The organism is Agrobacterium sp. 6Ca8, assembly GCF_055382765.1.
The window spans coordinates 288,843-314,721 of the sequence record NZ_AP026433.1 but is presented as its reverse complement, the minus strand read 5'-3'; the positions used below and the strand labels follow the sequence as shown (position 1 = coordinate 314,721).

The 25,879-nt window shown below is 59.0% G+C and carries 22 protein-coding genes; 11 read left to right on the top strand and 11 right to left on the bottom strand.

The annotated features are described in order from the left end of the window. The first annotated feature begins 24 nt into the window (after positions 1–24). The gene (locus ACZ5A6_RS01595; RefSeq protein WP_065703845.1) at positions 25–1,683 is read left to right on the top strand and encodes an ABC transporter permease; all 1,659 of its coding nucleotides are present in this window, start codon (positions 25–27) and stop codon (positions 1,681–1,683) included. Positions 1,684–1,994: 311 nt separating this feature from the next. Here the strand turns inward: ACZ5A6_RS01595 and ACZ5A6_RS01590 are convergent, their stop codons facing one another. From ACZ5A6_RS01590 to ACZ5A6_RS01570, 5 genes are all read right to left on the bottom strand, one after another. Continuing rightward, positions 1,995–2,807, bottom strand: coding sequence for an ABC transporter permease (locus ACZ5A6_RS01590; RefSeq protein ID WP_003515157.1), 813 nt, complete (start codon positions 2,805–2,807; stop codon positions 1,995–1,997). A gap of 4 nt (positions 2,808–2,811) precedes the next feature. After that, positions 2,812–3,720, bottom strand: a complete 909-nt coding sequence (locus ACZ5A6_RS01585) for an ABC transporter permease subunit (protein ID WP_003515156.1) — start codon at positions 3,718–3,720, stop codon at positions 2,812–2,814. 11 nt (positions 3,721–3,731) lie between these two features. Then, positions 3,732–4,889, bottom strand: coding sequence for an ABC transporter ATP-binding protein (locus ACZ5A6_RS01580; RefSeq protein ID WP_174061607.1), 1,158 nt, complete (start codon positions 4,887–4,889; stop codon positions 3,732–3,734). A 180-nt stretch (positions 4,890–5,069) separates the two neighbouring features. Continuing rightward, complete coding sequence (locus ACZ5A6_RS01575; protein WP_003515154.1) at positions 5,070–6,167, bottom strand: polyamine ABC transporter substrate-binding protein; 1,098 nt, start codon at positions 6,165–6,167, stop codon at positions 5,070–5,072. A 151-nt stretch (positions 6,168–6,318) separates the two neighbouring features. Continuing rightward, positions 6,319–7,734 carry a helix-turn-helix domain-containing protein gene (locus tag ACZ5A6_RS01570; protein ID WP_464111031.1) on the bottom strand — a complete coding sequence of 472 codons (1,416 nt, stop codon included), beginning with the start codon at positions 7,732–7,734 and terminating at the stop codon, positions 6,319–6,321. Between the two features lie 254 nt (positions 7,735–7,988). Here ACZ5A6_RS01570 and aceA point away from each other — a divergent pair, with 254 nt between their 5' ends. Both aceA and ACZ5A6_RS01560 read left to right on the top strand, forming a co-directional pair. After that, positions 7,989–9,278, top strand: coding sequence for an isocitrate lyase (gene aceA, locus ACZ5A6_RS01565; protein WP_013635503.1), 1,290 nt, complete (start codon positions 7,989–7,991; stop codon positions 9,276–9,278). A gap of 83 nt (positions 9,279–9,361) precedes the next feature. Next, entirely contained in the window at positions 9,362–9,619 is a 258-nt protein-coding gene (locus ACZ5A6_RS01560) for an SMc00767 family acetate metabolism repressor (protein ID WP_003515151.1), read from the top strand. A 6-nt stretch (positions 9,620–9,625) separates the two neighbouring features. Here ACZ5A6_RS01560 and ACZ5A6_RS01555 read toward each other — a convergent pair whose 3' ends face one another. Further along, positions 9,626–10,498, bottom strand: coding sequence for a LysR family transcriptional regulator (locus ACZ5A6_RS01555; RefSeq protein ID WP_174061609.1), 873 nt, complete (start codon positions 10,496–10,498; stop codon positions 9,626–9,628). Between the two features lie 83 nt (positions 10,499–10,581). On the opposite strand from ACZ5A6_RS01555, the gene ACZ5A6_RS01550 reads away from it, so the two are divergent. Next, entirely contained in the window at positions 10,582–10,929 is a 348-nt protein-coding gene (locus tag ACZ5A6_RS01550; RefSeq protein ID WP_162696114.1) for a hypothetical protein, read from the top strand. A gap of 110 nt (positions 10,930–11,039) precedes the next feature. Here the strand turns inward: ACZ5A6_RS01550 and ACZ5A6_RS01545 are convergent, their stop codons facing one another. After that, positions 11,040–12,221 carry a BaiN/RdsA family NAD(P)/FAD-dependent oxidoreductase gene (locus tag ACZ5A6_RS01545; protein WP_112153173.1) on the bottom strand — a complete coding sequence of 394 codons (1,182 nt, stop codon included), beginning with the start codon at positions 12,219–12,221 and terminating at the stop codon, positions 11,040–11,042. A gap of 129 nt (positions 12,222–12,350) precedes the next feature. Here ACZ5A6_RS01545 and ACZ5A6_RS01540 point away from each other — a divergent pair, with 129 nt between their 5' ends. From ACZ5A6_RS01540 to ACZ5A6_RS01510, 7 genes are all read left to right on the top strand, one after another. Beyond that, positions 12,351–13,787, top strand: coding sequence for a glutamine synthetase family protein (locus tag ACZ5A6_RS01540; RefSeq protein WP_013635499.1), 1,437 nt, complete (start codon positions 12,351–12,353; stop codon positions 13,785–13,787). A 10-nt stretch (positions 13,788–13,797) separates the two neighbouring features. Beyond that, positions 13,798–15,084 carry an NAD(P)/FAD-dependent oxidoreductase gene (locus tag ACZ5A6_RS01535; RefSeq protein ID WP_174061610.1) on the top strand — a complete coding sequence of 429 codons (1,287 nt, stop codon included), beginning with the start codon at positions 13,798–13,800 and terminating at the stop codon, positions 15,082–15,084. Positions 15,085–15,110: 26 nt separating this feature from the next. Continuing rightward, a complete protein-coding gene (locus ACZ5A6_RS01530; RefSeq protein WP_013635497.1) occupies positions 15,111–15,461 on the top strand; it encodes a hypothetical protein in 351 nt (116 codons plus the stop codon). Between the two features lie 137 nt (positions 15,462–15,598). Next, on the top strand, positions 15,599–17,074 hold the full coding sequence (gene zwf, locus ACZ5A6_RS01525) for a glucose-6-phosphate dehydrogenase (RefSeq protein ID WP_003515142.1): 1,476 nt from the start codon (positions 15,599–15,601) through the stop codon (positions 17,072–17,074). A gap of 10 nt (positions 17,075–17,084) precedes the next feature. Then, the gene (pgl, locus tag ACZ5A6_RS01520) at positions 17,085–17,783 is read left to right on the top strand and encodes a 6-phosphogluconolactonase (RefSeq protein WP_003515141.1); all 699 of its coding nucleotides are present in this window, start codon (positions 17,085–17,087) and stop codon (positions 17,781–17,783) included. 123 nt (positions 17,784–17,906) lie between these two features. Beyond that, positions 17,907–19,727, top strand: a complete 1,821-nt coding sequence (edd, locus tag ACZ5A6_RS01515) for a phosphogluconate dehydratase (protein WP_003515140.1) — start codon at positions 17,907–17,909, stop codon at positions 19,725–19,727. A 193-nt stretch (positions 19,728–19,920) separates the two neighbouring features. Continuing rightward, positions 19,921–21,285 carry a metallophosphoesterase gene (locus ACZ5A6_RS01510; protein ID WP_464111030.1) on the top strand — a complete coding sequence of 455 codons (1,365 nt, stop codon included), beginning with the start codon at positions 19,921–19,923 and terminating at the stop codon, positions 21,283–21,285. 21 nt (positions 21,286–21,306) lie between these two features. Here ACZ5A6_RS01510 and ACZ5A6_RS01505 read toward each other — a convergent pair whose 3' ends face one another. From ACZ5A6_RS01505 to ACZ5A6_RS01490, 4 genes are all read right to left on the bottom strand, one after another. After that, on the bottom strand, positions 21,307–21,663 hold the full coding sequence (locus ACZ5A6_RS01505; protein WP_034501827.1) for a hypothetical protein: 357 nt from the start codon (positions 21,661–21,663) through the stop codon (positions 21,307–21,309). A 253-nt stretch (positions 21,664–21,916) separates the two neighbouring features. Then, positions 21,917–23,005 (bottom strand): ABC transporter ATP-binding protein, encoded by a 1,089-nt coding sequence (locus tag ACZ5A6_RS01500; protein WP_174061612.1) that lies wholly within the window; start codon positions 23,003–23,005, stop codon positions 21,917–21,919. A 21-nt stretch (positions 23,006–23,026) separates the two neighbouring features. Further along, the gene (gene bglA, locus ACZ5A6_RS01495; RefSeq protein WP_174061613.1) at positions 23,027–24,682 is read right to left on the bottom strand and encodes a beta-galactosidase BglA; all 1,656 of its coding nucleotides are present in this window, start codon (positions 24,680–24,682) and stop codon (positions 23,027–23,029) included. A gap of 36 nt (positions 24,683–24,718) precedes the next feature. Beyond that, positions 24,719–25,879: a carbohydrate ABC transporter permease gene (locus tag ACZ5A6_RS01490; protein WP_003515133.1), complete on the bottom strand. Its 1,161-nt coding sequence runs from the start codon at positions 25,877–25,879 to the stop codon at positions 24,719–24,721.

Genomic DNA, 25,879 nt, shown 5'->3' with positions numbered 1-25,879 from the left:
GCAGGACAGCAGGCTGGCTTTTCCATGACGGTTTCCATTCCGGCAACAAGACGCGTTTCATTGTTGCCCATCACGGCGGTCATCGTCGCAGCCATCGCCGCCATGCCTGTTCTGGCGGTCTTCTGGCTGGCGCTGACCGGCAGCACGGAAGGATGGCAACACCTTCTAGCCAATGTTCTGCCGCGCGCCGGGTTTCGAACCTTCCTGCTGCTGGCGATGACGGCCGCAACGACGGCATTCTTCGGCATTGTCTGCGCCTGGCTCGTCACCACATTCGAATTCCCTTTGCGGCGGGTATTGTCGGCGGCACTTGTCCTGCCGCTCGCCATTCCTTCGTATCTGGCAGCCTATGCTTTCGGCGAGTTCCTGGATTTCACCGGCCCGGTACAAAGCGCCCTTCGCGCCGTCTTCGGCTATCACAGCATCCGCGACTACTGGTTTCCGGACGTACGCTCGCTTGGCGGCGCCGTGGTGGTTCTGAGTTCGGTGCTTTACCCTTATGTCTATCTCTCGGCCCGCGCCGCCTTTTCCATGCAGGGACGGTTTGCGGCCGAAGCTGCGCGCACGCTTGGTGCGAAACCGCTTGGCGTATTCTTTTCCGTTCAATTGCCGATGGCGCGGCCGGCGATCGCCATCGGTCTTTCGCTGGTCCTGATGGAAACGCTGAACGATATTGGCGCTGTCGAATATCTCGGTGTCCAGACGCTGACTTTCACGATTTACGAGACCTGGCTCAATCGCGGCAATCTTGCCAATGCCACACAGATCGCCGCCGTCATTCTGCTCATCGTTGGCGCGTTGATCTTCATCGAACGCAACGCCCGCGAAAAACAGCGCTTTGCCGCTCCAAAAGCCACGACCATGGCGCAACGCCACCGGTTGAAAAGCCTTCGCGGCTGGCGGCGCTGGTCTGCAAGCCTCTTCTGCGTCGCTCCTGTGGCGAGTGGTTTCCTCATTCCCGTCATCGTTCTTGGCGGTTACGCCGCAAAAAGGCTGGATGCGCTGTTTGCGCCGAAGCTGCTGAAAGCACTCGGTCACAGTCTCGAGGTCTCGCTTTCCGCCGCCTTCGTCACCCTGATTGCGGCTTTCGTATTTTCCTATGCCATCCGCACCGAGCGCTCGCGCACGTCAAAGGTGGCCGCGCGACTTGGCTCCATGGGATATGGCGTGCCGGGAACGGTGCTCGCCATCGGCGTGCTCATTCCCCTGGCCGGTCTCGACAATCACGTCGACGGGTTTGTCCGCTCCCATTTCGGATTTTCGAGCGGCCTGCTGCTGTCAGGCACTGCCTTTGCCATCATCTACGCCCATTCGGTGCGCTTCATGACCATGGCGGAGGGAACGCTTGATGCCGGGTTCCAGAAGCTCTCGCCGCATATCGACATGGCCTCGCGAACGCTTGGGCGCAACCGGTTGCAGACACTGTTCAAGGTGCTGCTGCCGAATATGCGGCCTGCGGCGCTGACAGCCTTTCTTCTGGTACTGATCGAATCCATGAAGGAGCTGCCGGCGACGATCCTGCTGCGGCCCTTCGGCTTCAACACACTCGCCACGCTGGTCTATGAAGACGCGTCCCGCTCAAGGGTGCAGGATGCCGCCGTGCCGGCGATCATCATCATCATTGCCGGGCTTATCCCCGTGCTTCTCGTGTCGAAATCGATGGATCATCCGGAAAACCGCTGAAGGCAACGCGCATGGCGGCAAAAAGAAAGGCGGCCTCTCGGCCGCCTGTATTAGTTGTGCTTTTTTAACGAGAGAAAGGGGGACAACCTCGCCATATGGAAATTATCAATCCCGGCTATCTAAAGTTTGACAGCCCTGCGTTGGGATTTACTTTCCGCCAACTCCTATTAACAAGCGGTTAAAACCAAAATCGATCAATTACCGACGATAATTCCTATTTTGAGACCGTAAAAGTCGAAAACTAAATTACAGGTTTCTAATTTTATCGACGCCTCAACAGTAACGCGTAGAAATCGGAGAGGAATATTCGATCAGTTGCGCGCGGCTGCGTGTTCGTCCTTCATCCGCTGGAGTTCCGTGCGTTTGGAGGCGATGGAAGCGACAATCACGCCGATTGTGACAAGCCCGATAAGGATCGTGCAGATGGCGTTGATCTCAGGTGTGACGCCAAGACGAACCTGCGAATAAATCTTGATCGGCAGCGTCGTCGCACCCGGACCAGTGGCGAAACTTGCGATCACGAGATCATCGAGCGACAGCGTAAACGCCAGCATCCAGCCGGCGATGACGGCCGGGAAGATCAGCGGCAGGGTAATTTTGAAGAAGGTCTTGACCGGCGGGCAACCGAGATCGAGCGCTGCTTCCTCGAGGCTGCGATCAAAGGTCAACAGGCGCGACTGCACGACGATTGCCACATAACACATGGTGAAGGTGGTGTGGGCGATGACCACCGTCCAGAAGCCGCGATCCACCCCAACGGCCACGAACAGCAAAAGCAGCGACAGACCGGTAATGACCTCCGGCATAACGAGCGGCGCATAGATCATGCCCGAAAACAGCACGCGTCCCGGAAAGCGCGCAAAGCGCGTCAGAGACAGCGCCGCCAGCGTTCCGAGGATGGTGCCGATGGTGGCACTCAAAATACCGACACGAAGCGTCACCCAGGCTGCATCCATCAGCCCCTGGTTAGACCACATGGACTTGTACCATTGCAGCGAAAATCCGCCCCAGACGGTGACCAGCTTCGAGGCATTGAAGGAATAAACGATCAGGATGATTATTGGGATGTAGAGAAAGGCAAAACCGAGGGTCAGGACGGTGATGTCGAATTTTCCGCGTTTCATGGCCTCACCCGACTTTCTTCTGCTGGTTCTGGAAGATGGCGATGGGCACCACCAGCAACAGTAGAAGCAGCACCGCAACGGCGGATGCCAGGGGCCAGTCGCGGTTGCCGAAGAATTCAGTCCAGAGCGTCTTGCCGATCATCAGCGTCTGCGCACCGCCAAGCAGATCGGGAATGACGAATTCGCCGGTTATCGGGATGAAACAGATCATCGACCCGGCCACCACGCCCGGCAGCGACAGCGGGAAGGTAATCTTCCAGAAGGCTTTCCAGGGCGGGCAACCCAGATCGGCCGCCGCTTCCAGAAGCGTATTGTCGAATTTTTCCAGCGCCGAATAAAGCGGCAGCACCATGAACGGCAGATAGGAATAGACGATGCCGATGAAGATCGCCGTCTCGGTGCGGAAGATATTGACCTGCTGGTCCGGCCCCAGAAAACCGAGCCATTGGAACAGCACCGTCAGCAGACCTTCGGGCTTCAGAATACCGATCCAGGCGTAAACGCGGATAAGGAACGAGGTCCAGAACGGCAGGATGACCAGCATCACCAGCGTCGGGCGGATGGATGACGGCGAACGCGCCATGGCAAGAGCCATGGGATAACCGATCAACAACAGCAGGAAGGTGGAGATGAATGCGATGCGCAGCGACGAGAGATAGGCGTCGATGTAGAGCGGGTCTTCCGTCAGAAACAGGTAGTTTTCGAAATCCAGTTGCGAGAAGAACGCGCCAAGCTTCGAAAACCCTTCGAAGACCGGCGTATAGGGCGGCATGGATATCGCCGTATCCGAAAGCGATATTTTGAAAATGATGAAAAAGGGCGCTGCGAAAAACAGCATCAGCCAGAAATAGGGAACCGCGACGACCAGCCATCGCCAGGGACTTTGCCGGTTTTCAGGAGTGGTGATCGCCATAAAAGCCTCCCTCAGTGCGTTAGCACAAGACCGGAATCCTGTTTCCAGTTCAACCACACCATATCGCCGAAGGTGATCGGGCGATCCACGAGACGCGAGACATTCGCCTGCGCTGCACGGATGACACGGCCATCGGCAAGCTTGACGATGAACACCGAGAAGTCACCGAGATAGCCGATATCCCAGACTTCGCCATAAGCGGAATTGACGGCGCTGTCGGTGGGTTGATCGAGCGAGATGCGGACCTTTTCCGGGCGGATGGCGAAAGCCACCCGGCTTCCGGTGACAGCGGCGCATTCCTGCTCCACCGCAACTGCCAGCCCGTCGCAATCGAGCGTCACCAGTCCCGGCTTGCCGATATCGGACGCGTTAGTGACGACATTGGCGTCGAAAATATTGATGTCGCCGATGAAATCCGCCACGTAACGGCTGTTCGGCGCCTCGTAGATCTCGGCAGGCGTTGCCACCTGCACCACAATGCCCTTGTCCATGACCGCGATCCGATCCGACACCGTCATTGCCTCTTCCTGGTCATGGGTGACGATCAGGAAGGTGAGGCCGAGATTGGTCTGGATGTCCATCAGCTCGAATTGGGTTTCCTCGCGCAGCTTCTTGTCGAGCGCACCGAGCGGTTCATCCAGCAAAAGCACCTTCGGCCGCTTGGCAAGCGAGCGGGCAAGCGCCACGCGCTGCCGCTGGCCGCCCGAAAGCTGGCTCGGCTTGCGCTTGGCAAACTCGCTGAGCTTGACGAGCCGCAGCATTTCCTCGACCCGCGAGGATATTTCTGCCTTGGGCAGACCGTCCTGCTCCAGACCGAAGGCAATGTTCTTCTCCACCGACATATGCGGGAAAAGGGCGTAGGACTGAAACATCATATTGGTCGGGCGCTTGTAGGGCGGCACGCCGGAAATATCCTTGCCCTGAAGGAGAATACGCCCATTGGTCGGTTCCTCGAAACCGGCCAGCATGCGCATCAGCGTGGTCTTGCCGCAGCCGGAAGGACCGAGCAGCGAAAAGAACTCCCGCTCGTAAATATCGAGCGTCAGATTATCGACGGCGACGAAATCGCCAAACCGCTTGGTGACGTTTTCAAAACGGATGAAGGGAACCGCATCGGGATTGTCCCAAGGGCTAAATTTGCGTTTGACCGGCCCCAGAGTTTTCGCCATTCACCCTACCCTCAAATCCCGTTGAATTTTGTAGATTTGAGCATCGGATTTCCCGAAAACCGCGTCACACTTTTCGGTCCGATGCCATGAGGCGGGCAGCGCCGGCAGGTTGCGTGACCTGCCGGCAAGGTATCAGAGAAACAGGCCCGCCGGCCGTTTCTCAACCAGCGCGCGGAGCTATCAGCTACCGGTCTTTATCTGCGTCCAGACACGGTTCAAGACGCGCTGTTCCTTCGGTCCGTAGGGTGAGATGGTGAAGAGCTTCTTCATCGTCTCGGCATTGGGGTAGACCGCCGGGTTCTTGGCAACCGACGGATCCATCAGTGCCTGCGAGGCAAGGTTGCCGTTCGCATACTGAACATAGTTGGACGCCTTGGCGATGACTTCCGGGCGCATCAGGTAGTTTATGAAGGTGTGAGCTTCCTCGACATTCTTGGCATCCGCCGGGATGGCAAGGTTGTCGAACCACATATAGGTGCCTTCCTTCGGGATGACGTAGTTCACCTCGACGCCGTTCTTGGCTTCTTCGGCACGCTTTTTCGCCTGAAGAATGTCACCCGACCAGCCGATCGTGATGCAGCTGTCGCCATTTGCCAGCTCGTCGATATAGGCGGAGGAGTTGAAGGTCTTCACGAAGGGACGGATCTTCGAATAGACGGCACCGCCCGCTTCCAGATCGGCCGTTTCCTTGCTGTCCGGGTTCTTGCCGAGGTAATTCATCGCGATGGCGAAGGTCTCGTCCGATGCATCGAGAATATTGATGCCACAGGATTTCAGCTTTTCGGCATTTTCCGGCTTGAAGAGAATATCCCAGCTGTCGACCGGAACATCACCGAGAGCTGCCTTCACCTTGGCGACGTTATAGCCGATGCCTGTTGTGCCCCACATGTAGTTCACGGCATACTCGTTGCCGGGGTCGTATTTCGCCAGACGCTCGGAGACATCCGGCCACATGTTCTTCAGATTCGGCAACTTGGACTTGTCGAGTTTCTGGAAAACACCGGCATTGATCTGGCGGGCAAGGAAGGGGCCTGTCGGCACCACCACGTCGTAGCCGGAGCTGCCGGCCAGAAGCTTCGTTTCCACGAGTTCGTTGCTGTCGAATACATCGTAAACGACCTTTATGCCGGTTTCCTTGGTGAAATCGGTGAGGATCGATTCGTCGATATAATCCGACCAGTTAAAGACGTGAACGACCTTCTCCTGGGCCATTGCCGAGCCTGCAGCAACGAGCGCCGTCGTGAGAGCCAAAGTGAAACGGAGCGAACGGTTTTTCATGATTTCTCCTGTTAACGCATCCTCGTGACGGAAGCGTGATCCCCTTTTTTAGTGAGACTAGAAAGGAAAACAAAAGGGAGCAAGGGGGAAATGTGCAGCACAGCATTTTCAACCGAATGTGTTCCACCGGAAAAAAAGTAATGCGAAACCTCTACTGGAAGTCGAAAACACTAAGACCGGTCACCATTTCGTCCAGGCCGAGCGGCCTCGTCAGCGGGGCCTCCGCCCGCGACAGACAGCCCTGCCTTTCACACAGCCGGCACGAGGGACCAATGGCAATGGTCGGCCCACCTGCGCCGGCAGCCCCATAAACCGTCTCCCCGGCCTGGGCGAGATCGCAGCCCAGAAGCACGGCCGTTCGCCGCACCCTTTCGCCAAAACCGGCCTGCGGGCCTTCAAGCGTGCACGAAACAGTCAGGAAGGCGTCACCGTCAGGCATCTCCACCGGCTCCACCAGCACCTGCCCCGGCTGGGCAAAAGCTGCGTGGATATTAAGACGCGGACAGAGGCCACCAAACCGTGCCCTCGGGAAACCACCGGCGCCCGCAAGACGGAAACGGTTGCCGGCATTGTCAGTCTCCATCAAAAAGAACGGGATTGCCGCGGCCGTCGGCCTTTGCAGGCTGACGAGCCTGTTGGCGGCCTGCTCGAACGACACATTGAAGCGTGATCGCAGGACATCGAGATCGTATTTCGCGCGCTGGGCGGCACTCAAAAACGCACCATAGGGCATCATCAGGGCATGGGCGGCATAACGCGCCAGCTCGAAGCGGGCGATGCGCCGTGCCTCCTCCCCCTTCAGGCCAAGCGTCTCCAGCTCAGCGCCAATCTCCTCTCGAAGCGCCAGAAGACAGGTTTCCATCGCCATTTCCCTGAGCTGATCCGGCTGCGACAGGCGCTCGGACAAAAACAGCCGCATGGAATGGCGGTCATAACGCCGCCGCAGATTGGGCATGGCATGGACCGGCAGAGTTCTGACCACGATACCGTGGTTTTTCTGAAGCCATGCGCGAAGGCCCGCGGCGAGATCTTCGCCCGCCGACAATTGCCTGTGCAGTTCTTCTGCCGCCGTATCGATGGAATGGACATAGGCCGGCCGGTTTTCAAAGACGTGCCGCACCTCGTCGATCGGCAGACGGGTGGAGGAAAGCACCGTCTCATGTCCTTCGCGCGCCAGAAGATCCGAGAGGTCGGAAAGGCGCTGCGCCTGTTCCCGATAGGCCCTATACAGCTTGACGACGCCACTTGCCGCATTGGGCGCGGCATCTGCCACCTCGATCAGCTCCTGCGGCGACGGCACCTCGCCCACCAAGAGCGGATCGGCGAAGACCTCGCGCAATTGCCCGGCGGAACCGGCACTCTCGCCTTGCAGGTCGTCCAGATCCACCTTGTAGACTGAAGCGAGCTTCAAGAGCAGCTGCACGGTCAGCGGCCGCTGATTGCGCTCGATGAGATTGAGGTAGGAAGGCGAGATCGCCAGCGCCTCGGCCATGGCCGTCTGCGTCAGCGCCAGACCGTTGCGAATACGACGTACGCGCGGGCCAGCAAAAATCTTGTTTTCCGACACAGCATCAACCTCACATCGAAAGACTCATACAAGTCTGTTACAAATTCGCCGGGCATGAGGCTTTTACAAAATTTACAATTTTACAGCTCCACCCTGTCATGCATACTACAGCATAACCTCTTTCAAGTCACTGTTTTTATGTTTGTTCTGGCGCTCAAACTCATGAAAATGTAAATGTAGTCACATCGAACGGCGCTTCACACAGTTGAAGACAGCACGTTTCTTAAACCGCATTTGTCATGGGAGAGAGAAGTATGACGGATTTTTACAAACTTGTTCCGGGCGCACCGCAGGGACGCTTCGACGGCATTGAGCGCACTTATACCGCCGCCGACGTGGAGCGGTTGCGCGGCTCCGTTGAAATCCGCCATTCGCTGGCCGAGATGGGTGCCAACCGGCTGTGGAAGCTGATCAACGAAGAGAATTTCATCAATGCGCTCGGCGCGCTTTCCGGCAACCAGGCCATGCAGATGGTTCGCGCCGGGCTGAAGGCGATCTATCTTTCCGGCTGGCAGGTTGCGGCAGATGCCAACACGGCCTCCGCCATGTATCCGGACCAATCGCTCTACCCCGCCAATGCGGCGCCAGAGCTTGCAAAGCGCATCAACCGCACCTTGCAACGGGCAGACCAGATCGAGACGGCAGAGGGCAAGGGCCTTTCGGTCGACACGTGGTTCGCGCCGATCGTTGCGGATGCGGAAGCCGGGTTCGGGGGACCACTCAACGCCTTCGAGATCATGAAGGCATTCATCGAGGCCGGTGCAGCCGGTGTTCACTATGAAGACCAACTGGCATCTGAAAAGAAGTGCGGCCATCTCGGCGGCAAGGTTCTGATCCCCACGGCGGCGCATATTCGCAACCTGACGGCGGCGCGACTTGCAGCCGACGTCATGGGCGTGCCGACGCTGGTCATCGCCCGCACCGATGCGGAGGCAGCCAAGCTTTTGACCTCTGACATTGACGAGCGCGACCAGCCCTTCGTCGACTACGATGCCGGCCGCACCGTAGAGGGCTTCTATCAGGTTAAGAACGGTCTTGAACCCTGCATCGCCCGTGCGGTGGCCTATGCGCCCTATTGCGATCTGATCTGGTGCGAGACCTCCAAGCCAGATCTCGAGCAGGCGCGCAGGTTTGCCGAGGGCGTGCACAAGGTGCATCCCGGCAAGAAGCTCGCTTACAATTGCTCGCCGTCGTTCAACTGGAAAAAGCACCTCGACGACGCGACTATTGCCAAGTTCCAGCGCGAACTCGGGGCGATGGGCTACAAGTTCCAGTTCATCACGTTGGCCGGCTTCCACCAGCTGAATTACGGCATGTTCGAACTGGCGCGCGGCTACAAGGAGCGGCAGATGGCGGCCTATTCCGAGCTTCAGGAAGCGGAATTCGCGGCCGAGGTTAACGGCTACACCGCCACCAAACACCAGCGCGAAGTCGGCACCGGCTACTTCGACGCCGTGTCGCTGGCAATCTCGGGCGGCACGTCTTCGACCACCGCCATGAAGGAATCCACCGAGCACGACCAGTTCCGCCCGGCGGCGGAATAAACTGGAAAACTGCCCTTCCCTTGAACGGGAAGGGCTTGCAAATCGCATCAAGAACCCCAACCAATAAAGAGAGGAGAAATGCCATGAATGCCCATAACCCCATCAAGACCCACGTCAAGGAACGCGCCGAGGAGCAGTCCTCCGCCATGACGCAGGATCAACAAGTCGCCATCCGCATGCTGGCCAACGATCTGCACCGCCTCAATCAGGCCGTCATGAAGGCAGTTGAGGCCGGTGTTTCCGTTGAACTCGTCCGCTCAGCCCGCCATCACGGCGGGGGCGGCAACTGGGGCGATCTTCTGATCCCGGTCATCGTTGCGCAGGGAAGTGCTGCTGCGTGACACCGCTCATACCGGACGGCTTTTTCGTCCGGCGTACAAATCGGAATGTCGCTTGATGAGACGCGTCATCCGGTCCGCCACCGTCCGTATATCGCGGCGGTGGCGATCGTCATTGTTCATGACGATCCACTGATTGTGACGAAGCGCTTCGATTTCGTCACCCTCACGCATCAGCCGCGCATCGGCATCGCCCACGAAACACGGCAGCACGGCAACCCCTGCTCCCGCCAGTGCCAGATCGAGCAGTGCCGTCGGCCTGTTGACGGTCACCACGATATTGTCCCGCCGGTTTTCATGCGGCCAGCGCAGGTAGGCGGAAATGGCGTTTTCTTCCGCCACCGCCAACCACCGGTCTGAAACGGAGCTGGCGGCGTTGCGCAACCTGTAGGGCGCATAGGCCACCTCCCCCGTCTTGACGGCAGCGAGGTTGCGTTCCTCGGGCTCGAAAGCGCGAATGCCGATGTCGTTTTCGCGGTGCGCCAAAGACGCCCTCTGTTCGGCGATGAAAAGATCGATGCGGAAATCGTCGCGATCCGTGCAGATGGCGGAAAAGTTCCCGGTCAGCAGCCAGGCATTCCAGGTACCGACGGCGATACGTACGACGGAAGAGGCTGATGACGCCTTCTGCCAGCCCTCTATATCCTTGGCCGCATTTTCCATGGCCTGAAGACGGTCGAACAAGGCGCGGCCATCCGCGGTCAGGGCATATCCCGTCTGGCTGCGCTGGAACAGCGCCTTGCCAATGCGCTCCTCCAATTCGACCATGCGTCGCCCGATAGTCGCAGGGCTCAAACCCGTCAGCGCCGCAGCACCCGTCAGGCCGCCGCTGCGTGACACATCGAGGAAAAGTTGGTATGAATCCCAAGTGACGTTTTTCATTTATGAAAAACGTAGCGCATTTTCTTGCGCAGATAAAACAAAAAACGGCGTGCATCATGGCCCTCCGCAACATGGAGAGTGACATGCACGTATTTTATTCAGCATTGGCCATCATCGAAAACCAGACGCCGCGCACGCGGCGGGAAGCCATCCGGCAGGAAGAGAAATTCTATGCCGATATGGCCGAGGCATCCTGGCCGTGGCGGCTGTTTACCGCGGTTGCTGCAAGGGCGAAAGCGAAGAGCCTGACCTTAATAAAAAAGGGCGATCAGGGCAGCCACGGCACCGGCTGCGATTGCAGTCAGGCGAAAGGCCAACTGCCTGCTCTCGCTTTCGGCGCGGGCGATGGCAATGGCGCGAGGGCGGCGATGTGCGGATCTGTTCATGCGCGGGCTCCTGACGAAAAACTCAACCGACCCATGCCCTGTTAAGAGCCTCCAGCATGACATCATGTACAGCGGAACCACAACGAGATTCGGCTTTGCTGGCATTCTGTCAGGATGACTCCGTGCCTGTTAACAAGGTGTTAATACGAGCGGTTTCAGGCGAATTCACCTGCTGCCTGACCGGAGGCCCAGGCCCACTGGAAATTATAACCGCCCAGCCAGCCGGTCACGTCAACACATTCGCCGATGAAATAGAGCCCGGCCAAGGTTTTCGCTGCCATGCTGCGGGAATCGAGGCCGGTCGTATCCACGCCGCCAAGTGTGACTTCCGCTGTGCGATACCCCTCGGAACCGGCTGGCTTGATCTGCCAGTCCTGCACCTCATTTGCCAGGGTCGCCAGAGCCTTGTCTGACATATCGGCAAGGTTGCCGGTCAGCCCCGATTTTTCGACGACATGTTGCGCCAGCCGTTTCGGCAGGATTTCCGCAAGAGCGGTCTGGGCCGACTGGCGGCCGTTCTTCTGTTTCGCTTCCTTTAGCAAGGCGACGATATCGCGCGCAGGCTCCAGTTTCAGGCGGATCGTATCGCCCTCCCGCCAATAGGAGGAGATTTGCAGGATTGAGGGGCCGCTCAGGCCCCGATGGGTAAACAGCAGTGCTTCGTTGAAAGCCGTTTTGCCATGGGAAATTTCGGCTGGCACGGCAACACCGGCAAGGGGGCTCAGCCTTTCCAGTGCCGCAGGATCAAGCGTCAGCGGCACGAGGCCGGGGCGCGTCTCGATGAGCGACAGGCCGAATTGCTCGGCGATCTGGTAGGCAAAACCCGTCGCACCCATTTTCGGGATCGACTTGCCGCCCGTTGCGACCACAAGGCTTTCCGCCTCGATGACGCCGCCGGAGGTCGTCACGCGAAACCGGCCGCCATCATATGCGACATCAGAAACAGCGGTTTCGAGCCTCAATTTCACCTTTGCAGCCTGCATTTCGCCAAGCAGCATGCGGATGATGTCCTTGGCGCTATCGTCGCAAAACAGCTGCCCAAGCGTCTTTTCATGCCAGGCGATACGATGTTTTTCGACCAGAGCGATGAAATCGCGCGGCGTGTAACGGGCAAGTGCGGATTTGGCGAAATGCGGGTTGGCGGAGAGATAATTCTTCGGCCCGGCGTGGATGTTGGTGAAATTGCAGCGGCCGCCGCCGGAGATGCGGATTTTCTCGCCCGGCGCCTTGGCATGGTCGAGGATGATGACGGAGCGGCCGCGCTGGCCGGCGCGGATGGCGCACATCATGCCGGCAGCCCCCGCCCCCAAAATCAGCACGTCACATTTGTCTGCCATAGTTGTTTTCCGTTTGCTTCTCCCTTTCCTCTTTTCGAAGTGTCGCCCGTTGTCAATGGCGCTTTCCCCCTCGCCAATTGCCAAACTCCGGTTATGATGGCGCCAGTCGAAACACAGACCCGGTGATACATGCCCCCGAAGAAAACCATGCTCCGCCCGAAGAAACAGGCAACCATGGCAAAGAAACCTCCCCTCGACCTTTCCTCTACCCGTGGCGTTTCCTCCTGGCGCGAAGCTTCGCAATGGTTGAGGGCGCGCGGTATCGAGGATATTGAATGCATAACACCCGATCTTGCCGGGGTTGCGCGTGGCAAGATGATGCCGACGGCGAAATTTACGGGCGACACCTCGCTTGCCCTGCCCTCCGCCCTCTATCGCCACACGATCTCGGGCGAATATCCGGATGAGACGGCAAACTTCCGCTATGAGCCGCGCGACAGCGACCTGAAGCTTGTGCCTGATCTTTCCACGCTGTCCGTGGTGCCATGGGAAAGCGACCCGACCGCGCAGGTGATCTGCGATGTCGTGGATGCCGAGGGTAATTTCGTTCCCTATACGCCGCGCAACGTGCTGAAAAACGTGCTTTCGCTTTACACAGAGAAAGGCTGGAAGCCGGTCGTCGCGCCGGAAATCGAATTCTACCTGGTCGCCATGAATGACGACCCTGACTATCCGCTGCATCCGCCGAAGGGCCGCTCCGGACGCTCCATTGTCGGTGGGCAGAGCTATTCCATCGCCGGCATCAACGAGTTCGACGAACTGATCGACGATATCTATCACTTCTCCGAAAAACAGGGCCTCGAGATCGATACCCTGATCCACGAGGAAGGCCCGGCCCAGCTTGAAATCAACCTGCGCCATGGCGATCCGATCGAACTTGCCGACCAGGTGTTCCTGTTTAAGCGCACTATCCGTGAAGCAGCATTGAAGCATGGCATCTACGCCACCTTCATGGCCAAGCCCATGCAGGGCCAGCCGGGTTCGGCCATGCATATCCACCAGTCGGTGGTGGAGATCGACAGCGGCCGCAATATCTTCTCCAACAAGGACGGCGGCCCATCCAAGGAGTTCTTCGCCTTCGTCGGCGGCATGCAGCGTTATGTTCCGAACGCGCTGGTGATGCTTGCTCCTTACGTGAATTCCTACCGTCGTCTGACACCTGACATGGCTTGCCCGGTCAACAATGCCTGGGGTTACGACAATCGCACGACGGCTTTCCGCGTGCCGATTTCCAGCCCGCAGGCAAGGCGTGTCGAAAACCGCCTGCCGAGTTCGGATGCCAATCCCTATCTCGCGCTTGCAGCTTCGCTTGCCTGCGGCTGGCTCGGCATCGTCAACAATATCGAGCCGACCGAACCGACCGCCGATACGGCCAATGAAGGCTCCATCGACCTGCCGCGCGGGCTGCTGGAAGCCGTGGCGCTGCTGGAAGGCGAAGAACAGTTCGAGCGGGTGTTCGGCCATGAATTCGTCGGCCTTTATGCGGGCCTGAAGCGCGGGGAATTCGAGACATTCATGCAGGTCATCAGCCCATGGGAGCGGGAATTCCTGCTTCTCAACGTGTGAGGTCTGAAGCATGACGTGGCAAAGCCCGATAGCGCCGGGGATTTCCTGGTATCAGGCAAGCGCCCAGGAGCGGCCGCAATATCCGGCGCTCGACGGGTCGAAAGCAGTGGACGTCGCGGTCGTCGGCGGCGGCTATACCGGGCTTCAGGCCGCCTTTAATCTTGCCGCCAACGGTGTCTCCGTCGCCTTGATCGAGGCGCATCGTTTCGGCGACGGCGCATCCGGCCGCAACGGCGGGCAATTTGGCACCGGGCAGCGCTCGTTTCCCGACGAGATGGAAGACGAGATCGGCTTCGAGCAGTCCAAGGTACTGTTCGATATCGCCGAGGATGCCAAGCACTACGTCCTCAACTTCGCCCGCGATCAAGGCATCGACATGGAGTATCTGCCGGGACAGCTCTATGTTGCGCACAAGGCTGCTTACGAAGACGATTACCGCAAAAGCGTCGATGCGATGAACAATCGCTACGGCTATCCGCATATTTCCTACATGGAGCGGGCGGACGCACGCAGACGTGTCGGCTCCAGCCATTATTTCGGCGGCACGCGCGATACCGGCACCGGCCATATCCATCCGCTGAAGCTGCTGGTCGGGCTTGCGAAAGCCGCAAAAGAGGCGGGCGCCGGCATCCATGAAATGACGCCCGCCAAATCCATACGCCAGGCGGGCGGCAAGACCATCATCGAAACGCCCTCCGGCACGCTGACCGCAACGCGGGTGCTGATTGCGACCAATGCTTATATCGGCAATCTGGAACCGGTAACGGCGGCCCATATCATGCCCATCCGCTCCTTCATCGGCGCGACCGCACCGCTTGACGCTTATCCCGACATTATTCCCGGCAAGGAAGCCGTGGCCGATTCCCGTTTCGTGGTGCGCTATTTCCGCAAGACGATCGACAACCGGCTGCTGTTCGGCGGGCGCGAGGCCTATACGGCCGATACGCCGCGCGACATTTCCAGCCATATTCGCCGGCAGATCGCGGAAATCTATCCCGAACTCGGAAATGTCGAGATCACCCATTCCTGGGGCGGCTCCGTCGGCATCACCCTGCCAAGGCGGGTGTTCGTGCGGGAAGTCATGCCAGGGGTCACCTCCATCGGCGGTTATTCCGGACACGGGGTGATGCTGTCGAACTATTGCGGCAAGCTCTATGCCGATCTCGTTCTCGGCAGACAGGATATGCTGGCGCCATTCGCGCGGTTGAAGGTTCCGTCGTTCCCCGGCGGTGCATCGCTGCGGGCGCCGCTGCTTTTCCTGGCGCTCTCATGGTACGCGTTGCGAGACAGGTTTTAGGAAATCCGCCCACCTCTGGAGATCTGATGGAAAGACCTAGCGACAGGCTTGTAACGATTGCGACCGGTTACGGGATGGCGGAAACCGCCGTGACCTGTTCGTTTCTGCGCGCCTATGGCATCCACACCACCGTGCCCTCGGCCCATATCGTTTCCGTGAACTGGCATTTGACGGTCGCTTTCGGAGGCATGGAAATCCGGGTGCCGGAGTGGCAGCGGCATGAGGCGAGACTGCTGCTGGACAGTATAGATGCCTCGCACAAGGTCGATGAGCCATCACCGCGATCATGGATGGGGAAAATCGCAGCAATCGTCGTTTTTTTCTTTTTTTCCGTTCCGCCGCCGGCCAAAGGCTTGTTCAAGAACCCTGCTTTCTAGCCGGCATCACTCAATGACAATCGGTACGGGTTTTCGACCCGTGAAACCAAAATTCATAATTTCACATAACTGAGACTGGCATTTTTAAATCGATTAGATTATGGATGCCCCAACCCTTGAAGATCGAGAGTATCGATATGAGCAGTCAGATCATTCCTGTTGAAGCTTTTGATTGTGTCGTTTTCGGCGGCACAGGCGATTTGGCAGAGCGCAAGCTTTTGCCGGCCCTTTATCACCGTCAGGTCGAAGGCCAGTTCACGGAGCCGACCCGTATCATCGGCGCGTCGCGTTCGGTCATGAGCCATGAGGAATATCGCAAATTCGCGCAGGACGCGCTGAAGGAGCATCTGAAGGCGGGCGAATATGATGATGCGCAGGTTGCGCTGTTCCTCAACCGGCTTTTCTACGTTCCCGTCGACGCAAAATCCGGCAACGGATGGGACGTGTTGAAGAAGCTGCTCGATGAGGGCAAGGAGCGCATACGCGCCTTCTATCTCGCTGTTGCGCCCGGCATTTTCGGCGATATCGCCGACAAGATCCGCGAACACAAGCTTATCACCCGCTCGACCCGCATCGTCGTCGAAAAGCCGATCGGCCGCGACCTTGCCTCGGCGCAGGAACTCAACGACACCATCGGCCACGTCTTCAAGGAAGAACAGATCTTCCGCATCGACCACTATCTTGGCAAGGAGACGGTGCAGAACCTGATGGCACTGCGTTTTGCCAACGCGCTTTACGAGCCGCTTTGGAATTCCGCCCATATCGACCACGTGCAGATCACGGTCGCAGAAGCTGTCGGCCTTGAGGGTCGCGCCGGATATTACGATACGGCCGGTGCGTTGCGCGACATGGTGCAGAACCACATTCTGCAATTGCTTTGCCTCGTTGCCATGGAGCCGCCCGCTTCCATGAACGCGGAAGCCGTGCGTGACGAAAAGCTCAAGGTCCTGCGCTCGCTGAAGCCGATCAACACCAGCAATGTCGAAAAGCTGACGGTTCGCGGCCAGTACCGCGCCGGCGCTTCCGCAGGCGGCCCGGTGAAAGGTTATCTGGAGGAGCTGGAGGGCGGCGTTTCCAACACGGAAACCTTCGTCGCCATCAAGGCCGAAATCGCCAACTGGCGCTGGGCCGGCGTTCCTTTCTACATTCGCACGGGAAAACGCCTTGCGACCCGCGTTTCGGAAATCGTCGTCACGTTCAAGCAGATCCCGCATTCGATCTTCGACGATGCGGCCGGCAAGATCGAAGCCAACAAGCTGGTCATTCGCCTCCAACCGGACGAAGGCGTCAAGCAGTCGCTGCTCATCAAGGATCCCGGCCCGGGCGGCATGCGTCTGCGTCAGGTCTCGCTGGACATGAGCTTTGCCGAAGCCTTCAATGTGCGCAGCCCCGATGCCTATGAGCGGCTTTTGATGGATACCATCCGCTCCAACCAGACACTCTTCATGCGCCGCGACGAAGTGGAAGCGGCATGGGACTGGGTCGATCCGATCCTCAAGAGCTGGGAAGAGCTGGGACAGGGCGTACAGGGTTATACTGCCGGAACCTGGGGTCCGAGCGGCTCGATCGCACTGATCGAGCGCGACGGCCGCACCTGGCACGACGCTGACTGAGGGCGCGGGTATGAGCGAAACAATCCATGTCTTCGACACAGCCGCTGAACTGGCGAAAACCCTGGCGGCGGATGTCGCCGCGCGTCTCGACGCGGCAACGAAAGAATACGGAACGGCAAGCATTGCCGTTTCGGGCGGTTCAACGCCCAAGCTGTTCTTCCAGGCGCTTTCCCATCATGATCTCGACTGGAGCAACATCAGCGTGACGCTGGTGGACGAACGGTTCGTGCCGCCAGAAAGCGAGCGCTCGAACCACCGGCTGGTCAGCGAGAACCTGTTGCAGGACAAGGCGAAGGCGGCCTATTTCGTGCCGCTGTTCCAGCCCGCGGCCTCGCCTGAGGATGCAGCGACGCTTGCGACCGTCAAGACCGAAGCGATCTGCGATCCTTTCGATGTCGTCGTGCTGGGCATGGGAACGGATGGGCATACGGCATCGTTCTTTCCCGGTGGCGACAATCTCTACGAAGCGCTCGACCTTGACGAACCGCGCGGCGTTTTGACCATGGCGGCGGAAACCGCGGGGGAAGAACGGTTGACGTTCAACTTCTCCAGCCTTCACGATGCAGGTTTTCTGGTGCTCCACATCGAAGGTGCAGCAAAAAAGGCGACGCTTGAAAAAGCACAGTCGGGCGAGGATGAGGACGAAATGCCGATCCGCGCCGTGCTGAACCGGGCAGAAACCGCCGTGGATATTTACTGGGCGCCATGACTGGATGCGGTTGCCGCGCAAGCGGCCCCGCGACAGCGCCCGACGACACAAGACGAAAACACGATAACCGGTCCTTCATCTCCCGGAACGCCGGTTCTCGACCAACGAACAGGATGAACGCTCATGTCCGCCGATTCCCGCATTCAGGCCATTACCGCCCGCATCGTCGAACGCTCCAAGCCTTACCGCGAGACCTATCTAGAGCGGCTGCGGCTGCAGGTTTCGAAGGGCGTTCATCGCTCCACTCTCTCCTGCGGTAACCTCGCGCATGGATTTGCTGTCTGTTCCCCCGCCGACAAGGACCTCCTTGCCGGCGACCGGGTTGGTAATCTCGGCATCATCACCGCCTATAACGACATGCTGTCGGCGCACCAGCCCTACGAGACCTTTCCGGCAATCATCCGCGAGGCCGCAGCGCAAGCCGGCGGCGTGGCGCAGGTCGCGGGTGCCGTGCCTGCCATGTGCGACGGCGTAACCCAGGGCCAGCCGGGCATGGAGCTCTCGCTATTCTCCCGTGATGCCATCGCCATGGCTGCCGGCATCGGCCTGTCGCATAACATGTTCGACGCCGCCGTCTATCTCGGTGTCTGCGACAAGATCGTTCCCGGCCTCGTCATCGCAGCGCTTTCCTTCGGTCACCTGCCCTCCATCTTCATCCCCGCCGGGCCTATGACCACCGGCCTGCCGAACGACGAGAAATCCCGTATTCGCCAGCTTTATGCAGAGGGCAAGGTTGGGCGCGCCGAGCTGCTGGAGGCGGAGTCCAAATCCTATCATGGTCCCGGCACCTGCACTTTCTACGGCACGGCAAATTCCAACCAGATGCTGATGGAGATCATGGGTTTCCACATGCCCGGCTCTTCCTTCATCAATCCCGGCACGCCGCTGCGCGACGCGCTGACACGCGAGGCCGCCAAACGGGCACTCGCCATCACCGCGCAGGGCAACGAGTTCACGCCTGCGGGCGAAATGATCGACGAGCGCTCTATCGTCAACGGCGTCGTTGGCCTGCACGCGACGGGCGGCTCGACCAACCACACCATGCATCTGATCGCCATGGCGCGCGCAGCCGGCATCATCCTCACCTGGCAGGATATTTCCGACCTGTCGGATACCGTGCCGCTGCTTGCCCGCGTTTATCCCAACGGTCTTGCGGATGTGAACCATTTCCACGCCGCAGGCGGCATGGGCTTCCTCATCAAGCAGCTTTTGAAACAAGGCTTCGTGCATGACGATGTCCGCACCGTCTTCGGACAGGGGCTCGAAGCTTACACCGTGGATGCAAAGCTTGACGAAAACGGCGCAGTGACCCGCGAGCCTTCTCCCGAGCAGAGCCACGATCCCAAGGTTCTCGCCAGCATTGAAACGCCGTTCCAGCCGACCGGCGGTTTGAAGATGCTGACCGGCAATCTCGGCAAATCGGTCATCAAGATCTCCGCCGTCAAGCCCGAACGCCATATCATCGAGGCGCCCGCGATCGTCTTTAACGACCAGCAGGAGCTTCAGGATGCCTTCAAGGACGGCAAGCTCAACCGCGATTTCATCGCTGTCGTCCGCTTCCAGGGTCCGAAGGCCAACGGCATGCCGGAACTGCACCGCCTGACACCGCCACTTGGCGTACTGCAGGATCGCGGCTTCAAGGTGGCGCTGGTAACGGACGGACGCATGTCCGGCGCTTCCGGCAAGGTGCCGGCCGCCATCCATGTCACGCCGGAAGCTTCCGAATGCGGCCCGATCTCGCTCATCCGCGATGGCGACATCATCCGTCTCGACGCCATTTCCGGAACGCTTGAAGTGCTTGTTCCAGCCGCAGAGCTGGCAAAGCGCGAACCGGCGCGCGCCGACCTTTCCGCCAACGAATGGGGCATGGGCCGCGAACTTTTCGCCCCGTTCCGCCGTAATGTCGGCCCTGCCGACCAGGGCGCCAGCGTTCTGTTCCATTGATCGTCCGGAGGCGAAGGCCGGATTCGGCCTCGCCTCCGCACCCTCTTGGCATGACCCGCATAACCCGCGCTGAAACCGCTTTATTTCCCGTCTCTTAAACGCCAAACTTGTCATGCGGCTGTGATGATCGCCCTATAGGGGCTTCTCAGCCAGCCGCGGGACGATGACGCATTTCAAGATGATGGGGCCAGACATGACGATTTTCTCAAGCAAACGCCGTGACGTGCTGAAGCTTATGGCTGGCACCGCCATACTGCCGCTGATGGTGGTGGCAACGCCGGCGGAGGCGCAGGATGTGGCCCTGCGTGCAATCGTGATTTCCGACCTGCATTCGGCCTATGAGCGCATCGGGCAGCTCCTAGCAGCCATAGAAATGCGCATCGCGGCTGAAAAGACGCCCCACATTATTCTTCTGAACGGCGACCTGTTCGAAACCGGCAATGCGGTGGCGACACGGTCGTCCGGCGAAATCGAGTGGACGTTCCTCTCGGCGCTCGCCAGGCTCGCGCCCACCGTCATCAATATCGGCAACCATGAACCGGATATCGATAACGACCTCGCCAATTTCGTCAGTCGTGCCCGCGCGCTCGGCATCAACGTGCTGTCCAACATCATCGACAAGCGCAGCGGCGCACCCTATGCACCGGCCAGTGTGGAGGTAAGTATGGGCGGACGGCCGGTCGTCGTTGCGGGCCTTGCCACCAACGCGATCAATACCTATCCGAAGGCGACGCGTGAGATGCTGGATATTCCACAGCCTGTGGAATGGGCCAAGGCGAATCTGCCGGCAATCGTCAAGCCGGAGGCCATCAACATCGTTCTCAGCCACGCCGGTGTTGTTGCCGACCGCGATATCCTGCAATTGCTGCCTGATGGCACCCTGCTGATCGGCGGCCACGATCACCTGAACTTCGTGCATGAACAGGGTGCGACGCGCTATGTCCACACGGGTTCATGGTGCACCTCCATGGCCATTGCGACGATCGAAGCTGCTGGCAAGGCGCCGACGATCGAGACCGTCGCCATCGACAGCGACACCCCCTCCTCCCCGGCGCTCAAAGGCCTGATCGAACAGACGCTCGACAAACATCTGACGGCAGAAGAAAAGGCGGTTGTCGGCAAAACGGAAAAGGCGATGACAGTTGACGAGGCAGGACGCCGTGTGGCGCAACTGATTACCGCAAAAACCGGCGCGGATGTCAACTTCATCGGCCACACCTCCTTCGGCGCTGGTTTGCCAAGGGGCGATATCCGCCGCTACGATTTCAACGCCTCTCTGCGTTTCGACGGCAAGCTGATGGTAACGGAAGTGGATGGCGAAACGCTTGCGCAAATCCTCAAGCGCTGCAATCAGGACGGCGACATTCCGCTTGCTGACCGCACCGGCGATTATCTTTACGCCATGCCGGAAAAACCGGTCACAAGAGAGCGATACAAACTGGTCTGCAACGACTGGTCCGCCACCAACCAGAAATCCTATTTCGGCCGCAGCGATCTTGCCTTTGCGGAAGTGCCGGATGTGAAGCTGAAGCAGACGGTTCTGGGTGGGCTTTCCTGAAGCCGGAGATTCTCCAGCCCCTCAGAAAGACCGGATATCGAGCTTCCGGTCCTTATGCGCCGGATGCGTGCTGAACACGAAAATGCGGTCGAGTTCCTTTTGCGTCAACATGCGCAGGAAACGGACGTGGATCGTATTGTTGGCGTTGACGCGCAACATAACGCAGCCGATCTTGGTGATGCGGGCGTCGGGAATATCCAGATAGAACTGGTTCGGAAGATTGTATTTCGTCAGCAGCGCCAGCACGGCCTCGGTCTGGGAAATGCGAATGACGTCGCAACGGCGAGCGGCCATATGCATGACGGCCTTCTCGGTATATTCGATGCGCGCCGCATTCATGGTGTCTTCCATGCGAAACCGGCCTTCGCGGTCGTACATGAAGGATTCTTCCTTGGTCAGGTAACTGTTCTTGATAACACCCGCACTGCTCTGCACGCCCTGACCTCCATGCTCTTTCAACGTCTCCAAGATTAAAACGTAGTCTTTAACAATTCATATCAGCGTCACCTTAAACAGACCGAAGAAGGAACATTTTTGGCATTTTTCCACAGCGGCAAAATATCATGAAAAAACCCCGGAACGGGACGTTCCGGGGCATGTTTCCTGAAGCTCACGGCCATTGTTTCCGCAACTATCTGCGGTAGTTCTTGCCCTCGGCATCAAAGAGGTGGAGCTTTGCCTGCGGTGCTGCAAAACGCAGGGTCTGACCCTTGGCGACGGATACGATGCCCGGCACCTTGACGATGATCGGCTCCTGCCCCTTCGGCGCTTCGAGATAAAGCAGGGTCACTTCACCGAGAGCCTCGACAATCGCGACTGTTCCCTCGAAAAGATAATCGTCGCCGGTGACGATGCTCAAATCCTCCGGCCGGACACCGAAGCTCGCGACCTTGCCCTGCTCGGTTGCAGGCGTGGGAACGACGATGTTCAGCGTCTTGCCTCCGGCAAGTTCGATCGAAGTCCGCTCCCCGGTTACGGCAATTTTTGCCGCAATGATGTTCATGGCGGGCGAGCCGATGAACCGCGCCACGAAGAGGTTGGCGGGGTTTTCGTAAAGTTCCAGCGGCGGGCCGACCTGTTCCACACGACCCGCATTCAAAACGACGATACGGTCGGCCAGCGTCATCGCCTCCACCTGATCGTGGGTGACGTAGATCATCGTCGTGTCTGCCATCTGCTCATTGAGCTTGGCGATCTCGATGCGGGTTGCGACGCGCAGCGCGGCATCGAGGTTCGACAGGGGTTCGTCGAACAGGAACACCTTGGGATTGCGGCAAATGGCACGGCCGATGGCGACGCGCTGGCGCTGGCCGCCCGAAAGAGCCTTGGGCAAACGCTCCAGATATTGCGTCAGCTGCAGGATTTCGGCGGCGGCGCGGACGCGGCGGTCGATCTCCTGCTTGTTTTCCTTGGCGATCTTCATGCCGAAGGCCATGTTGTCGTAAACAGTCATATGCGGATAAAGCGCATAGGACTGGAACACCATGGCAATGCCGCGACGCGAGGGCGGGATTTCATTGACCAGCTGGCCGTCGATAAACATCTCACCGCCGGTGATTTCCTCCAGACCCGCAATCATGCGCAGCAACGTCGATTTCCCGCAGCCGGACGGCCCGACGAAAACGATGAATTCGCCCTGTTCGATCTCCAGATCGATGCCGTGCAGGACTTTTACCTGCCCGTATGATTTGCGGATATCCTTGAGAACGAGACTTGTCATGGGTTGTTCCTCCCTGCTCTATCAGGCGTAACGGGCGAAGAAAGCGCCCCATGCCGGAAGTTCTACGCTTCTGCCGTCCACACCGCTTGCAAAGCCGTGGCCTTCGAGAACCTCCCAGTTCCCTTCCGGCAGCGTCGCCTTTGCCGGTGTCGCGGACAGATTGAAGAGGCACAGAACGGTTTCGTTGCCGAGCGTGCGGGTGTAGCTCAGCACATCGCCCTCCACTGGCTGGAATTCGATGCCGCCCTTGGCAAAAGCGGGATGCTTTTTGCGGAAGGAAAGGAAGCGGCGGTAATGCTCCAGCACGGATGCCTCATTGCCCTGCTGGGCGCTGACGGCGCGCTGCTTGTGTTCGGCCGGAATGGGCAGCCAGGTCTTGTCCGAGGTCGAAAAGCCGGCCTGCGCATGGCCCGCATCCCACACCATCGGTGTGCGGCAACCGTCGCGGCCCTTAAATTCCGGCCAGAACTGGATGCCGTAGGGGTCCTGCAAATCCTCAAAAGCAATATCGGCTTCAGTAAGGCCCAGCTCTTCACCCTCATAGATGCAGACGGAGCCGCGCTGCGTCATCAACAACGCCGAGAGCACCTTGGCGAAAGCATCCTTATCCTCGACATGCTCGCCCCAGCGGCTGACATGGCGAACGACATCGTGGTTGGAGAAAGCCCAGCAGGCCCAGCCTTCCGGTGCGGCCCTGGCAAAATCCGCCTGCACATCGGCAACACGCTGCGGCGTGAGCGCATCCGGCGCCAGGAATTCGAAGGCGTAGCACATCTGCATCTTGTCGTCGCCGGAGGTGTATTCACCGACGATTTCGAGTCCGCGCTGGCTGTCGCCGACTTCTCCGACGGCGGCGATATCCGGAAACTCGTCCAGCACGGCGCGGAAGCGTTTCAGGAAGGCGATGTTTTCGGGGCGGTTCTTGTCGTAGAGATGTTCCTGGAAATTGTAGGGATTGACCGCAGGTGCCGTGGACGCGTTGCGGCGCTCCGGCGCCAGCGCCGGGTTGTCGCGCAATTCCAGATCATGGAAATAGAAGTTGATGGTATCGAGGCGGAAACCATCGACGCCGCGCTTCAGCCAGAAGCGGGTGATATTGAGCAGTTCTTCCTGCACTTCCGGATTATGCAGGTTGAGATCCGGCTGCGAGGTCAGGAAGTTGTGCATGTAATATTGCATGCGGGTGGGGTCCCACTGCCAGCCGGAGCCGCCGAAGATCGACAGCCAGTTGTTGGGCGGCGTGCCATCCGGCTTGCTGTCCGACCAGACATACCAGTCCGATTTCGGATTGTTGCGGCTGGCGCGGCTTTCCACGAACCACGGATGCTGGTCAGACGTGTGCGACATGACGAGGTCGATCATGACGCGGATGCCCAGACGGTGCGCTTCCGCGATCAACCCGTCGAAATCGGCAAGCGTGCCGAACATCGGATCGACATCGACATAATTCGAGACGTCATAACCGAAATCCTTCATTGGCGAGGTGAAGAAGGGCGAAATCCAGATTGCGTCGGCACCGAGACCGGCAATATGCGCCAACCGGTCGGTGATGCCCTTGAGATCGCCGATGCCGTCGCCATTGGAGTCCTGATAGGAGCGCGGGTAGATCTGATAGATCACGGCGCCGCGCCACCAATCCTTGTTGGGCGTCAAAGCGGAAGTCACCGGAGCGGTCATAGTCTCATCCTGTCTGGTATGGGCGTTCATGGATAATCAGCCTCCCTTGACGGAGCCTGAGAGCAGGCCACGCACGAGATAACGTTGAAGGGCAAAGAAGACGCCGAGCGGCACGACAATGGTAACGAAGGCCGAGGCGGTGAGGATTTCCCAGTTGCCGCCGCGCGAACCGAGCAGCGCGTTCAAAGCACCGGTCAGCACCAGCTCATCCTTCTGCGTGCCGAGGAAGACCATGGCGACGAGCAGGTCGTTCCAGGTCCACAGGAACTGGAAGATGGCGAATGAGGCGAGCGCCGGGAAGGACAGCGGCAGGATGATCTTGACGAAGATTTCGAAATCGCTCGCGCCGTCGACACGCGCACTTTCGATGATCTCTTTCGGCAGGCCGGAAATGTAGTTGCGCAACAGGTAGATGGCGAGCGGCAGACCGAAGGCGGTGTGCGCCAGCCAGATGCCGGCATAGGTCTTGGACGGTACGCCGAAGATATTGCCGATTTCGTTGTAGAGTTTCAGGAGCGGTATCAGCGACATCTGCAACGGTACGACGATTAGGCCCACCACCATCGCAATCAGAAAATTGCGGCCGGAAAAGCTCATCCATGACAGCGCATAGGCGGCAAAGGCGGCGATGAGGATCGGAATGACGGTTGCCGGCACGGCGACTGTCAGCGAGTTGACGAAGGACTGGCCGATGCCTTCCGAGGTCAGGACGGTTCGATAATTGTCGAGTGTGAAGACCGGCGGTGTCGCGACGGAAATATAGACGCGCTTGCCGCGAGAGCCCTCGAAGCTTGAGGCCTTGCTGTATTCATAGGTGCCATCGGTGTTGACGAGCAGCGTTTCCCCGTCGCCGATATCTGCCGCTTCACCGGCTTTGAAGGCCGTCGGCTCCTGCACGCGAACGCCGAAGGCTGCAACCTTGCCCCCCTGTCCGCTTTCAAAAACATTACCTGATATGACGTAGCGGTTCCCGTCCTGCTTCTGCACGGCAGCGTCGGCAAGGCGAACCGCCGCGGTCTGCTCGGAACTGGAAAAGGCCGTCCACCAGCCCGACACGGTGATCTGGTCCTTGTCGCGCAGGGAACTTACGAGAATACCGAGTGTGGGCAGAAGCCAGAGAAGCACGACGACCAGCACGCTGGCATGGACGATGAGGCGCGGCAGGCCGACGCGGCGCAGACGTTTTACGATATCCAT